This window comes from Acinetobacter sp. ANC_7512 (genome assembly GCF_056779935.1).
On record NZ_JBWYIX010000007.1, the window covers coordinates 95,250 to 107,961 of the forward strand.

The window sequence follows — 12,712 nt, forward strand, 5'->3', positions numbered from 1 at the left end:
ATTTATTAAATTCTCACATTTCCGTAAATGAGATCCTGAAAAAAATAGCATACATATCTGTTCTTTTTTGTCACAACAGTTCAGAACATCATATGTAAAAGATCAATGGCGAACTGAGTAAAACAATGATGATGAAAATAATGACCACAGTTGGTCTAGTTAGTATGATGCTCACGGGGTGTGCTACTACGAAAAATGTTATTTCTAAAGTACATGGGAATGACACTCCTTTAGAGCAAGTCTTGAAGCTACATCCTGAATTACGCAATGAGCTTGCGACTGTTGAATTACGTCAGTATTTTAATCGTGCCGAAGCACCGACCGTAGCCGAAGTCAAAGTGACACAAACAGGCTTGATGGATGACTCAATTGCTGCCGAGCGCTTTATCTATAGTTTTAAATTGAACGATGGTAAATGGCAGCAAGTTAATAAGAAAACGGAATACAAATGTGTGCGAGGAAAAAATACAAAATCTTTCCAAACTGCGCTTTGTCCATGACATCAGACCAGAAATTCGGTTTAAAAAAGGCATAGTGAGTTATGCCTTTTTTATTGCATGCACTATTGAGTCGAATAAGGATGAGTAGACGAGAAGCGCCACTCACGATAGCAAATATAGCCCATCGCTAAAATGGGAAAAATCATACATAAGAAGCCAAACAACATATAAGTAATCGCACCTAATATTGCACCTGAACTGAAGGATAAAATAGTCGGTAAGATTTTTAGAATATTTTGTTTGGCAACTTGTTTGCGTTCTTCTGATACATGAGGCGCCCCATAAGCAATAGTACAATCAATGGTTAGTTGAGCAAGATTGCCCGTCATTAAGGTTGAGGTAGCCATTGTAGATAGTAATGTTCGGATAATGGCATTTCGAATTCCCATTGCAGCAATGCCCAATGTTGCGGTAAGTATTGCGCCAAATTCAGCCAAAGTATAAAAGGGGCTGAAATTAAGTCCCGCCAGCATGAAGAGCGTTAACAGTATTGTCTCTGCAATAAAGAACCCCAGTAAGATGTTCGGATACTTGTCTTTCCAACGTTGTTCACACCACGCAGTAATACCAATCGTAACTACGAAAATGCCAATAAAAAGAGCCCACAGTCCTAATCCTCCCAAGATCGTTTCTTTGCCTGCAGTCACGATATAGCCAGTAACATGATTGGTATAAATGCCAAATAATGAAATAAATCCAACGGTATTTAGCCAACCACCGACGAGCGATAGAATCGAAGCTTCATGATGATGTCGCCAGCGATTTTTAATTGGTATGTAGCATTTTGACATAGTTCTAAAAGCTCAAGGTGTACTGAGAGATTACATCGACAAAACAAGTGTTTTACCGAGTCTGCAGATCCTTTGCTTTGTGGAATTAATCCACATGAACATTAAGTAATTAAAAGTTTTATATTGATCAGTGGTGAATGTTGAGATTAGATGATTTCTAACATTTTATATGTTTCAAATTGCATCAAATTTTGATGACAAAAATATTTCAATTGATAAAACACAACTGAAAGCATCATAAAATTAACGTAGAGGGAAATCTAAAACCCCATTAAACTATAGTTATTCAATAAATAAGATAAAAAATGAAAACACTCGCTTTTATCCATCGTAACGACAGTCATTTTTCAGTTGGAGACTTTAATCCGGTTGTATCTGTTTTTTCACACTATGAACTGGGAAATACAGTATCCCCATTTTTGCTTCTCGATCATATTGGTCCCGGTACGTTGAAGCCCTCTCAACTGCGTAAAGGTGTTGAAGAACATCCACATCGTGGTTTTGAGACAGTCACGTTCGTGTATGAAGGTGAGTTAGAGCATTGGGATTCGCAAGGTGGTGGAGGTGTTATTCAGAAAGGTGATGTACAGTGGATGACTGCTGCATCAGGCATTATTCATAAAGAAAAATTTAGTGAGTCATTTTCACGAGAAGGTGGACGATTTGAAATGATTCAGCTGTGGGTGAATTTGCCAGCAACTTCAAAAAAATCGAATCCGCGTTATCAAAGCTTACTCAAATCTAATATCCCGGTTGTAGATTTAGCTCACGCGGGTACTGCGCGTGTCATTGCTGGAGCCTTTATGCAAGTGCAAGGACCAGCATTAGTCCATAGTCCTTTGCTGGTTTTGGATTTGGATTTAAAAGCAGGTCACACACTCACATTACCAGCAGGACATTTGGATACCACACTGATGTATATGCGCCGTGGTAAAGTTGAATTTGGCATAGATGATGAATTGCTGACTGATCAGGGAATGGCGGTGTTTTCAAGTCATGGTGAAAACGTTGAATTCACCACATTGTCTGATAGCAAAATTTTATATCTCATGGGGCAGCCGCTGAACGAACCTTTAGTCGGGCGTGGTTTTTATGTCATGAATACGCAAGATGAGATTGTTGAAGCGATTGAGGAAATGAAGCATGGTACTTTTTTGAAAAGCCATGCAATTGATGCCAAATGATGTGAATGTTTGGGTGAGAAATTGATTAAGATAAAGGCTAAATTTTCGTTTAATTTTCAGACTTTCTTTCTCAATTCAGGGTTACAAAAACGCAAAACTTTGTCATGGCATTGTGATGCATTTCACGTAAACTACGCTTCCAAAAAATATTCAAACATGTGAAAAAAAAACATGCAAAAGGTGAGTAAAGCAACCTTAAGTCGGGCAACAATTATGTTTCCTTTGGCATTGGTGCTCTTCGAATTTTCAGTCTATATCTGTAATGATCTTGTACAACCTGCGATGCTTACGATTACACGTGAGTTTGGTGTAGGCAGTGAGTGGGCGCCATCATCCATGTCTTTCTTTTTATTGGGTGGAGCATGTTTGGCGTGGTTTTTAGGTCCGTTATCAGATCGCTTAGGTCGTAAAAAAGTACTCCTTGGAGGTGTTTTCTTTTTTGTGGTCTGTTGTTTGCTCATTTTATTCACCCAGTCTATAGAGCAATTTCTTGCATTTCGTTTTTTACAAGGGATTGGGCTGACCATTATTTCAGCTGTGGGTTATGCTGCCATCCAAGAAATTTTTGAGGAAAGAGATGCGATTAAAGTCATGGCTTTAATGGCGAATATTTCATTGATCGCACCATTACTTGGTCCTGTGCTAGGCGCATTTATGATAGACCATGTGTCTTGGCATTGGGGTTTCATTGGGATTGCCTTTTTAGCAGCCTTAAGTTGGTTTGGTCTTAAAGCAAAAATGCCTGAGCAGCATTTGAGTATTCCTAAGCAACCATTAAGCTATGTATGGGATGACTTCAAAGCCATTTTTAAAAATAAAAAATTTATGGGCTTGGCTTTGTCAGTACCCATGGTCTCAATTCCACTGATTTTGTGGATCGCTATGTCACCTGTAATTTTGGTCGAACAGCTCGGTCTGACCAATATGCAATATGGCTATGCACAGGTGCCTGTATTGGGTGGTTTAATTATTGGAAATATTGTCCTTATTCGCGTCATTGATCGCTATGCGGTAGGAAAGACCGTGCTAGTTGCATTGCCGTTGATGTTGGTTGGAACGCTTATTGTTTTGGCAGGTGTGATTTGGCAGGATTATTTGTTATGGTGCTTAATTATCGGTATGACCTTAATCAGTTTTGGTGAGGGCTGCAGTTTTTCTGTGCTTTATCGTTTCAGTTTAGATGCATCTGAGGTATCTAAAGGAACTGTTGCTGCCGCAGTAGGTATGATTATGATGATTGCATTCTTTGTTGTGATCGAAATTGTACGCATTATGTATGAATCTTACGGCACGATGGCATATGCATTGGCTTGTTTTATCCTTATTGCACTGTGGTTTAGTGCTCCAAGAAAAATTGTTCATCAGATCATGCAAGAAAGAGCCACTTCAGTATAAAAAAATCCTCCTTGTGGAGGATTTTTTAATCATTGTATTTGTTCGAGATGTTTGAGTTTACGATCAAAAATAAAAGGGGCAAAGGGTAGAACGGAAGCTATCAGCCCAAGAATAAATATATTGATAGACCACTTTTGCTTCTCGCATACCACAAATAATACGACTAAAAACAACACAAATAGAACGCCATGTCCCATACCAATATATTTCACATAAATAGGCTGATCTAACATATATTTCATTGGCATGGCAAAAAAAAGCAGTAGTAGGAATGAAATCCCTTCAAGTAAACCAATAATACGTAAGGACTTAATATTCATTCTAAACCCCACAAAAGAAGACATCCTATTTTACCTAATCGTTGTTGTAGCAAAGTTAGAATCTATGTGGACTAGATCGCATTGTTTAAGGGAAATATAATTTATAATAATCGTTTTTTATGATAGTAGATTTAAAAATAAGCTAATATGTCAATCATGTCTATAAAGATGGATATGAAGTGATACTCACAACATTTTATAGATCATCAGCGAAATAAAAAAGGACTAAGCTAGAGCTTAATCCTTTGATGAGTCTTGGGTGTAGCTTAGCGTATAACACCACATGCTACACGATCACCCCCACCACCTAGTGGTTTAGGTTGGTCTGAATAATTGTCACCACCTGCATGTACCATGATGGATAGACCTTGAATATCTGCAAGTGTAAGACGTGGTGCAATCACTTGTGTTTTTGCATTACCTGACGCGTCAACGTTCAATACAGGTAAGTCACCTAGATGACCATCGTTTGGCGTACCATGCCCAGGCGCTTGATTTGGATTGTAATGTCCACCAGCGGCAAGCGCAGCACCCATTTTTCCATCTTTTTCAGCAGGCTCACATGAGCCTTTTTCATGGATATGGAACCCGTGATATCCAGGTGATAATTTAGTTAAGTCCGTTGTGATCAAAAGACCTTTGTCACTATCTTGGAAGCTAATCGTTCCAATTTGATCATGAACTCCTTGAGCACTCACCGCATTTACAGGAATGGTTTGGATTTTAGTGTTGGATTCTTTGGATGCAGATGTATTTTGCGTTGCTGCACATCCCACAAAGCCTAAACTCAGCAATGCACTGAGCATAGAAACTTTGAATGCTGAAACTTTCGATTGCATTTGCATGCTGTTCTATCCTTGTTCCATGTAAGTGATAACGCATTGAAACAAATTTGGCATTTAGCAACAAGAACGATTTAAGTATTTGATTGTATAGATTTCTTATCAGTAAAAATAAAACACCACTTATGAGAGTGGTGTTTCATTGTCTTGATCGTAGGCCATCGTGGCTTTAGGCACGGGTTCTGGTTCCAGTGTTTCATGTAACCATTCACGCCAAATGGCTAAAAGAATGGCGAGAATTACAGGACCAATAAAGAGTCCAACTAAACCAAAGCTCGCTAAACCACCCAATACACCAAACATGATCAATAAGAACGGAATTTGAGTAGCACCTGAAATGACCAAAGGACGGATGACATTGTCGGCTGTACTCACCACACAAACGCCCCAAGCTATTACGCCAATCGCCTCAACGGTCTGACCTTGTGAAAATAACCACAGTGAAACAGCACCATATGCCACTGGAGGACCAAAAGGAATTAGCGCCATGATAAAGGTCATAATGGTTAAAAGCATTGGATTTGGAACACCAGCAACGTAATAGCTGATTCCTGCCAATATCGACTGTGCAACGGCAGTCAAACCAACACCATATACCACTGCACGCGTTGTTTCAGAGATCGTGTCGATATAATGTTGGATACGTGGACCAATGACTTTCTCCATCGCTTTACTGACCTGTTGAACAATCGTTTGTCCATCACGGTAAAAGAAAAATAGAGAGAGCATGGCGAAACCAAGTTTGACTAAATTTTTGGTAATTTCGCTAATCACGAATTTACCGTAATTTAAATGTCCTTGAATCCATACACTAATGTTACTAAAAAGTGCATTTGGGTCGGCATTGATGTCACGTACAATTCGAGAAACTTCTTTACCTACAATGGGTAATTCACGTATCACATCAGGAACGGTGATATGACCAGAAGCCAGTTGGCGCTGTAAATCAAAGAATAAGTTTCGACCTTCATGTTGAAGTAAGAAGATAGCAAAAGTGAACGGTAAACCGACAACGAGTGCCAATAAGAACGTCATAACAGACGCACCCAATGTAGGTCGATTACCACACCAAGCGAGAATACGTTTGTATAAAGGCCAAGTCATATAGGCGATAATACAAGCCCATAACACAGGTACGATAAAGTATTTGACAATGTCATATCCCAAATAAAGCAGAATAAAAAACAAGCCAAATAAAAGTACACGCTGTAAAGTTGGATTAAAATCTTGCACTAAAGTCTCTGATCTATATTCTTGATTTTCAAACGTATCTGCCGCACATCTGATTCATTTCGAGTATGCATTTAACATCATATATGAAAATGAAAAAAAAGTGCGACGACAATCTGGATTCTTTATTTAGAACCAATCACTTGGATCATCAATTAAAACATCTAACAAGGGTTGCCATTGTTGTTGTATTGATAAATAAGTTTTTTGATTTTTATCAAAAATGTTGAGACCCTGCATCGCCAATTGACCATAAGCTGTTCGTTCAGAAATCCAAGCAACAGGTTGTTGATCAATCTTGGCAAAGAACTGTTGAATCTCTTGAGCACTCTGACTATTTGGTTTGACACGATTTGCCACCAAATGAACTTGAACTTTACCTTTCCGAATACGTTTAATGTCATGAATGTGTTTTAAGAAACGACGCGTGCTGTCGATATCAAAAAAAGAAGGTTGCAGAGGTGTGACCACTGCATGACATTCTGCAATTAATTGTTCTGCGTGTTCGCCTGTTAATGCACCTGGAGCATCAATAATCAGATAATCAAGATTCTTCGGTGCATCACCAATCGATTTTTCATGGCGCCAATCTAAACTTTGAATGTGTGTTGCTGATTCTGGGCGCTGCTTTAACCATTGTAATGCAGATTTTTGATTGTCCGCATCCGCCAATGCAACTTTATAACCTTTCTGTGCGAGTGCTGTCGCCAGCGTAATCGCAGAAATTGTTTTTCCACAGCCACCTTTTTGGTTGGCAATCAGTATCGTTTTCATGAGTTTAAAATTATACATGCTTCAAATAAGGTCTGATCTTAGCTTAGCATTAAAATCAGCCAAAACGCGCATACATGACAAAAGTTTAGTTCTTGTTTAAATTGTCCGCATAACAAGTCATAGAGAACGTCAATGTCCATTTGGATGTCAATGTTAATAGGCGCCTGTATTGGCGTGGTAATCACCACAATGATGTTGAGCTCAACCCGCAATGGCCGTATCAAAGCAGAATATGAACAATATATTGCAGAGCTTGAACTTGAGCATCAACACGCATTAGCTGCTGCTCAAAAACGCAGTGTAAATACCAGTCGTGCGGTGCTGAAAGGTAAAATGGCTGAACAGTTAGCACCGATTATGCCTGAATTTCAATATTTACCCAGTGATGCTAAATTCTTAGGTGATCCTGTCGACTATGTGGTATTTGATGGATATACAGATTTCCGTGATGGTGATGGCGCGGCAGAAGATATTGAAGTTGTATTGATTGATATTAAAAGTGGTGGAGCACGGCTCACCAAAGGTCAGACGGCAATTGCGAATGCAATTGCCGAAGGGCGTGTGCGTTTTGAGACGATCCGTATCGACTTTCAAGACTAGCTTGGATCAATAATCCACTATGTGAAGTGGTCAGTTGGTTTTAGTCGCACGAGCAAGCATCATGCGACGACCTACTTTGGGCACTTCTTCTGCTTCGAAATAATCGAGTTCAGAAATTTCAAAGCCAGCATCAAGCAGTGCTTGCTCGATATTTCTGTTCAAATGACAACCATCAGCAATCACTTTCTGCACTGGCGTTAAAAGATCTTGAAGACGCTTTAAACTCTTTTGCTGTTGTGCATCGTAAGCAACATGTTCAACCAAATGCAAAGTGCCGCCGATGCGTAATACACGTTTAATTTCATGTAGAACTTGTTGAACATGACTCACACTACACAATGTCCATGTGCTGACGACATGTTGAATAGATTGATCTTCAAATGGTAAATTTTCCGCTTTAGCATGAACATGTTCCACATGGAACGGTGCATCTTGAATACGTTGTTCAGCTAATTTGTATACATCTAGGCTCGGTTCAAGCGCATAGAGACTGTCCACAGCTTGATAAAATGGCAGGTTAATTCCTGTACCAAAACCAATTTCTAATACCTCACCTTGAATCGGAAGCAGAAGACGACGTCTGCTATCCATCATACTTGGTAACTGCATGACTTGATTCAGAATATGCGGGAATACTCGGTGCTGATAAAATTTATAAATCATTTTTGTTCTTAACATCTTCCGTTATTCGATTATTTTACACGTTCAATACACTTTTAACAGTAGACAAAATTGTGACTAAATCACGATAGATTGTTACTGTTCATCAATTTCCTTTTCAGAATGAAGTTCTAAGATAGATCCTATAGATTTAGGTTAAATACAATTCAGTCGGATGTTGTCCATAGTTGATGTATGTGCTGCTGTTGAGTTGTTTTGACACTTAGAAAGAAGGATGGATGTCTGTTGAAAAAGTTAGTTCTCGCATTATGTATCGCCCTTGGTGGTGTTTCGGCTTATAGCTCTGCCAGTGTGAAGTCGAGCGACTTTAATATTGCCAATGGTTTGCCGCCAGCTTCGGCAGATCAAAAAATTTCGGTATTGGAACCTTTTGAAGGGGAATTTCGTATTCTTGGTTCAAAAGAATATACCGATGATCCGCAAGCCCAATTTTCACCCATCGATTATGCAGTGACCCGCGGTATTTTCACAGAACCTGAAATTGCACGACAAATTTCGATTAATCAGTATGACCGCTACTTAAATTGGAAAATGGCAAAACCACCGATTCACCCACGCTTAGCAACACAGTTGGTGAGTAACATGCACATTATCCCAGCTAATCCAGAAATTGCGAAAGAGATTAAGAAAGTTCAACGCGGTGATCTGGTGCGCTTAGAAGGGGAATTGGTGCAAATCAATGCCAAAGATTTGGTGTGGAAGTCAGCTTTGGATTGGAATGGTATCGGTGATGGTGCATGCAAATTAATTCGCGTCGAATCAATTGAATGGTTAGAAAAGCGAAATATTTAAATATGATTTGAGATTGATAAGTTTGAAATGATTTTCAGCTCAAAGTTTTGATCATTAGATAAATGAGAGAGTGTGGATCATGAGCGTTGGCAAGACATCCTTATGGATAAGTTTATGTATTGGCGTACTCGGGAGTAGTCTTGCTGCATGTCAAAACTCAGTCTCTGAAGTGCAAGCGGAGTCCCATCACTATACTGATCAGCAAAATTGTCCTGCACTATTGGTGATGAAAGTGGGTGAAACCTTAGAATTTAATGCAGCAGAAAATCCAAGTACGGGTTATCAATGGCAAATCATGCAACCGCTTCATCTCTTTAAAGTTGAAGAACAATATTTGGCGACTGAAAAATCAAAAGCGATGGTAGGCGTTGGAGGTGAAAAGACAGTGAAGCTGACTGCGCTAAAGCCTGGTCAGGAACTCATTGAATTGGCGTATGTGCGACCTTGGGAAGTTGCTCAAGACCGTACTCAAACAGATGCCCCAACATCGTGGCAATGTCGAGTACGTATTTCTTAAGCAGGCAGAAGACTGTTTCTAAAATTGTGCTGTACTTTTACTATGTACGCTATTGTTCTTTCGTGACACTAGTATTTTGACTCCAATGTTGGAGTTGGGCTTTCGCAGTATAATAATCACTCATATTTCGAATTGCATCTTTAGGATTTCGAAGCTCATCTTCGGGAGACTGTTCGAGCTCTTGATAGACCTCAATCTGATTTTCCCAGTATTGATAAAATAAGCCTTGAATATATCTACCTTGTTCCGTCTTAAGATCTAATTCTTTCAACATATTGAGGGAGGACTGAATGAGATCTCGTTTACGCTGAAACTCCATATCCGCATTTAAATTGCCATCTGCTTTTAATTGCTGAAGTTCTGCGTCTAGCTCATCACTTAATTGCTCAAAACTTTGATCATATTGATTCAGCAAAGCAACGTCATGTGCGTCATTTGGAGTGGATTCAAACGATTTGATCGGCTGTGCTTCAATTTGTGTTTTCAATTCAACAGATGGATCAACGGATTCTTTTTGTTCGGTCTGAGGGTTTTGTTCTGTTTTTTGACATCCAATGAGCATGAAAGGCATACTCAAGCAGAGTGCAAATATCGAAAGTCGAATAGGGTGAAGATTTGCCGTCATGAGAGTCAATCCTCTGTTGGTTTTTTTAATGAATGATCGAGATTAAGTTTAGTTTATCGCGCACGATAGTGATAGGCATAAGTGATATAAGGAAAGGAAACTTCATCATGGAGCATGAGTCCCGTATGTTCAAATACGATCGATTCAAATGCTGTCTTCATTTTTGCTTGGTCTGCCGCTGACATTGCCGCAATAAAACTGGTAGATAAGAGTCGTTTGCTGATGACCTGTTCAACACTGCCGACTTGATGCTGAGTGAAGGTGCTTAAACTTTGGAATTCAAATAATTCTTGCTGCTGAAATACATTTTGCCATTGGTTGCTATGAAAGCGTGGCGTATCGGACTCAAAAGGTGCGATGTAATCTGCCAATGCTTTGACCCAATCCACTGAGATATCTCGTTGGTTCCAGACTAGACCTAAATGCCCTTGGGGTTTAAGAAGGCGATGCATTTCTTGCAATGTTTGTCGTTCAGCAAACCAATGAAATGACTGTGCGCATAAAATAGCATCAACACTATGCGTTGATTGCGCAATTTGATGGCTTGATGCTTGTAGTGTCTTCACCTCAGGATGTACTATTTTCAATTGTTCGAGCATTGCTGGAATCGGTTCAACGGCGATTATGTGCGAGGTGACTTGTTTTAGATAGTGCAGGAATTTTCCTGTCCCTGAACCTAAGTCAATCGCAACTGCATCAGGATGAAGATTCAATTCATCTTTCAACCACGTGACGATAGCCTGTGGATAATTTGGTCGGACTTGTTGATAAAGTTCAGCCGCAGAACTAAACCCATTTTCAGCAGCAGGATGAAGTGAATGTGTCATATTTTGCGCTTTTTAATCTGAACAGTATCTATAAAATATGACACCGACAATGTGATGTAAGCAAGTGAACGATTGATTCATTTTGCAAACCAGATGATGAGAACCCTTTTTTGGAATTGCAATGGATAAGCAAATAGTATTTGAAGACGAACACATCAGAGCAATTTATTTAAAAGGAACAACAGAAACATTGGTTCTCTCTTTTGGTGACTTGATCAGTCGTGCCAAAGGCAATGCCATTAATGCTGAAAAATCCTTAGCCAAATATGACTACAATGTCATAGGTATCATGCCAAAACAAAAGTCATGGTTCCCATCACAGAGCATGCACGCTTTAATCGAGCAAATATCACCTTTGTTGAATCAATTTCAGCGTGTCGTGGCTTATGGTGGTTCTATGGGTGGCTACGCAGCGATTAAGTACAGTAAGCTATTGGGCGCAGCACGTGTGGTCTCTATGGTGCCACAATATTCAATTAATCCTGCTGAAATTGAAGACCGCCGTTATACTGATTTTTACGATCCTAAGGTCAATGCTGACATGCAAATTGACGCGACAGATATTGCGTCCGATGCAGAATATATCGTGGTTTATGATCCTTACTTTGATCTGGATCGCGAGCACTATGAAAAGATTAAGCCACTTATTCCTCAACTCAATACACTACATTTACCTTATACAGGCCATGATGCGGTTGCTGTATTAGCAAATTCTGCGTTATTGCATGATTTTATTGAACATGAATTTGATGTAACCTACTTTTATCGCCAGATTCGAGCAGTTAAAAAGAACAGTAAATTTTACTATCGAAGCGTGATCGCACATCTGCTTGGCACCCACAATGAAGCATTAGGTAATATTTTAAAAACCATCGATCTACAACTAGACAGTAGCTTTTTTGATGCCAGTCTTAAACAGACGATTACCCGTATTTTACTGACCAACAAACGAGTAGATGAACAAGATCTACAAAAGCTCGGTATTTCGATTCATTTGCCGTTTGAAAATAAAACACAACTTCATGACAGCTTTGGCAAAGTGTTGGTCTTTAACGTGATCACCCAAAAACTAGAAAGCTATGAACAACATGTGATTGATATTAATGGTAAATATATTATTCCATTACATGTGGAAAGTACTGGATTGGCCCAGATTGAAATTAAAAAACAGCACTATCTCATTTGTATGAATGATCGCCGTGTCACCAAATTGATCAAAATGGATGATGCGCTCAGTGCGGATATGAGCCCTTTGATTGTGAAAAAGGGCGAAGGTTTCTTTAGCATCAGTTATAAGCATCTCTATATGCACTGCGATGAGTTAGGAAACTGTATTTTTGAATCAGATACTGTTGGTGAAGCAGAAAAATTTTCAGTGGAGTAAGGCTGAATTTTTCATAGTTATTGATCAAAGCGCTTCGGCGCTTTTTTTATCTTTAAGTAAAAAAGATAGAGTGTGTGATAGGTCTCAATCTGTCATAAAAAGTGATATTGTTTAAAATTTACCCGTGTTTATTTTGTAACGAAAGCGACGGAATGACTCTGTTTCGTTGCTAAGATCAGGCAATATATAACGAATTTGAATGATTCAAATGATGATGTATTCATGAATATCGGAATATTCATGCATCTTT

General features: G+C 39.2%; 15 protein-coding genes. 7 read left to right on the plus strand and 8 right to left on the minus strand.

The features are described from left to right. Nucleotides 1–128 precede the first annotated feature (128 nt). Nucleotides 129–500, plus strand: coding sequence for a hypothetical protein (locus tag AC1M9H_RS08325; protein ID WP_035264384.1), 372 nt, complete (start codon nt 129–131; stop codon nt 498–500). 62 nt (nt 501–562) lie between these two features. Here the strand turns inward: AC1M9H_RS08325 and AC1M9H_RS08330 are convergent, their stop codons facing one another. After that, nucleotides 563–1,291 (minus strand): YoaK family protein, encoded by a 729-nt coding sequence (locus AC1M9H_RS08330; RefSeq protein WP_180028907.1) that lies wholly within the window; start codon nt 1,289–1,291, stop codon nt 563–565. A gap of 305 nt (nt 1,292–1,596) precedes the next feature. Here AC1M9H_RS08330 and AC1M9H_RS08335 point away from each other — a divergent pair, with 305 nt between their 5' ends. Together AC1M9H_RS08335 and craA are read left to right on the plus strand one after the other, a co-directional pair. Then, nucleotides 1,597–2,475 (plus strand): pirin family protein, encoded by an 879-nt coding sequence (locus AC1M9H_RS08335; RefSeq protein ID WP_481613165.1) that lies wholly within the window; start codon nt 1,597–1,599, stop codon nt 2,473–2,475. Between the two features lie 171 nt (nt 2,476–2,646). Then, nucleotides 2,647–3,870 (plus strand): chloramphenicol efflux MFS transporter CraA, encoded by a 1,224-nt coding sequence (gene craA / locus AC1M9H_RS08340; protein WP_481613166.1) that lies wholly within the window; start codon nt 2,647–2,649, stop codon nt 3,868–3,870. A gap of 29 nt (nt 3,871–3,899) precedes the next feature. Here the strand turns inward: craA and AC1M9H_RS08345 are convergent, their stop codons facing one another. The 4 genes from AC1M9H_RS08345 to AC1M9H_RS08360 form a co-directional block, all read right to left on the minus strand. Then, nucleotides 3,900–4,190, minus strand: coding sequence for a DUF3817 domain-containing protein (locus AC1M9H_RS08345; RefSeq protein ID WP_481613167.1), 291 nt, complete (start codon nt 4,188–4,190; stop codon nt 3,900–3,902). Between the two features lie 266 nt (nt 4,191–4,456). Next, complete coding sequence (gene sodC / locus AC1M9H_RS08350) at nt 4,457–5,029, minus strand: superoxide dismutase [Cu-Zn] SodC (protein WP_481613203.1); 573 nt, start codon at nt 5,027–5,029, stop codon at nt 4,457–4,459. Between the two features lie 126 nt (nt 5,030–5,155). Beyond that, the gene (locus tag AC1M9H_RS08355; protein WP_481613168.1) at nt 5,156–6,265 is read right to left on the minus strand and encodes an AI-2E family transporter; all 1,110 of its coding nucleotides are present in this window, start codon (nt 6,263–6,265) and stop codon (nt 5,156–5,158) included. A 126-nt stretch (nt 6,266–6,391) separates the two neighbouring features. After that, nucleotides 6,392–7,036 carry a ParA family protein gene (locus AC1M9H_RS08360; protein ID WP_180028902.1) on the minus strand — a complete coding sequence of 215 codons (645 nt, stop codon included), beginning with the start codon at nt 7,034–7,036 and terminating at the stop codon, nt 6,392–6,394. Nucleotides 7,037–7,168: 132 nt separating this feature from the next. Between AC1M9H_RS08360 and AC1M9H_RS08365 the strand changes: the two genes are divergently transcribed. Beyond that, on the plus strand, nt 7,169–7,636 hold the full coding sequence (locus AC1M9H_RS08365) for a Holliday junction resolvase-like protein (RefSeq protein ID WP_481613169.1): 468 nt from the start codon (nt 7,169–7,171) through the stop codon (nt 7,634–7,636). A gap of 30 nt (nt 7,637–7,666) precedes the next feature. Here AC1M9H_RS08365 and AC1M9H_RS08370 read toward each other — a convergent pair whose 3' ends face one another. Beyond that, nucleotides 7,667–8,299 carry a class I SAM-dependent methyltransferase gene (locus AC1M9H_RS08370; protein ID WP_481613170.1) on the minus strand — a complete coding sequence of 211 codons (633 nt, stop codon included), beginning with the start codon at nt 8,297–8,299 and terminating at the stop codon, nt 7,667–7,669. Nucleotides 8,300–8,542: 243 nt separating this feature from the next. Here AC1M9H_RS08370 and AC1M9H_RS08375 point away from each other — a divergent pair, with 243 nt between their 5' ends. Next, nucleotides 8,543–9,109, plus strand: a complete 567-nt coding sequence (locus tag AC1M9H_RS08375) for a hypothetical protein (protein ID WP_171076732.1) — start codon at nt 8,543–8,545, stop codon at nt 9,107–9,109. Nucleotides 9,110–9,188: 79 nt separating this feature from the next. Then, nucleotides 9,189–9,626, plus strand: coding sequence for a protease inhibitor I42 family protein (locus tag AC1M9H_RS08380; protein ID WP_481613171.1), 438 nt, complete (start codon nt 9,189–9,191; stop codon nt 9,624–9,626). A 49-nt stretch (nt 9,627–9,675) separates the two neighbouring features. Here AC1M9H_RS08380 and AC1M9H_RS08385 read toward each other — a convergent pair whose 3' ends face one another. Together AC1M9H_RS08385 and AC1M9H_RS08390 are read right to left on the minus strand one after the other, a co-directional pair. Beyond that, nucleotides 9,676–10,251 (minus strand): hypothetical protein, encoded by a 576-nt coding sequence (locus tag AC1M9H_RS08385; RefSeq protein WP_481592251.1) that lies wholly within the window; start codon nt 10,249–10,251, stop codon nt 9,676–9,678. Nucleotides 10,252–10,304: 53 nt separating this feature from the next. Then, nucleotides 10,305–11,078 (minus strand): class I SAM-dependent methyltransferase, encoded by a 774-nt coding sequence (locus AC1M9H_RS08390; protein ID WP_481613172.1) that lies wholly within the window; start codon nt 11,076–11,078, stop codon nt 10,305–10,307. Between the two features lie 121 nt (nt 11,079–11,199). On the opposite strand from AC1M9H_RS08390, the gene AC1M9H_RS08395 reads away from it, so the two are divergent. Continuing rightward, complete coding sequence (locus AC1M9H_RS08395; protein ID WP_481592249.1) at nt 11,200–12,462, plus strand: hypothetical protein; 1,263 nt, start codon at nt 11,200–11,202, stop codon at nt 12,460–12,462. The last annotated feature ends 250 nt before the right edge of the window (nt 12,463–12,712 follow it).

Bases quoted from the DNA above. Each gene is read 5' to 3' on its own strand.
- AC1M9H_RS08325 (WP_035264384.1), top strand. From the start codon at position 129: ATGATGAAAATAATGACCACAGTTGGTCTAGTTAGTATGATGCTCACG.
- AC1M9H_RS08330 (WP_180028907.1), bottom strand. From the start codon at position 1,291: ATGTCAAAATGCTACATACCAATTAAAAATCGCTGGCGACATCATCAT.
- AC1M9H_RS08335 (WP_481613165.1), top strand. From the start codon at position 1,597: ATGAAAACACTCGCTTTTATCCATCGTAACGACAGTCATTTTTCAGTT.
- craA (WP_481613166.1), top strand. From the start codon at position 2,647: ATGCAAAAGGTGAGTAAAGCAACCTTAAGTCGGGCAACAATTATGTTT.
- AC1M9H_RS08345 (WP_481613167.1), bottom strand. From the start codon at position 4,190: ATGAATATTAAGTCCTTACGTATTATTGGTTTACTTGAAGGGATTTCA.
- sodC (WP_481613203.1), bottom strand. From the start codon at position 5,029: ATGCAATCGAAAGTTTCAGCATTCAAAGTTTCTATGCTCAGTGCATTG.
- AC1M9H_RS08360 (WP_180028902.1), bottom strand. From the start codon at position 7,036: ATGAAAACGATACTGATTGCCAACCAAAAAGGTGGCTGTGGAAAAACA.
- AC1M9H_RS08365 (WP_481613169.1), top strand. From the start codon at position 7,169: ATGTCCATTTGGATGTCAATGTTAATAGGCGCCTGTATTGGCGTGGTA.
- AC1M9H_RS08370 (WP_481613170.1), bottom strand. From the start codon at position 8,299: ATGATTTATAAATTTTATCAGCACCGAGTATTCCCGCATATTCTGAAT.
- AC1M9H_RS08380 (WP_481613171.1), top strand. From the start codon at position 9,189: ATGAGCGTTGGCAAGACATCCTTATGGATAAGTTTATGTATTGGCGTA.
- AC1M9H_RS08385 (WP_481592251.1), bottom strand. From the start codon at position 10,251: ATGACGGCAAATCTTCACCCTATTCGACTTTCGATATTTGCACTCTGC.
- AC1M9H_RS08390 (WP_481613172.1), bottom strand. From the start codon at position 11,078: ATGACACATTCACTTCATCCTGCTGCTGAAAATGGGTTTAGTTCTGCG.
- AC1M9H_RS08395 (WP_481592249.1), top strand. From the start codon at position 11,200: ATGGATAAGCAAATAGTATTTGAAGACGAACACATCAGAGCAATTTAT.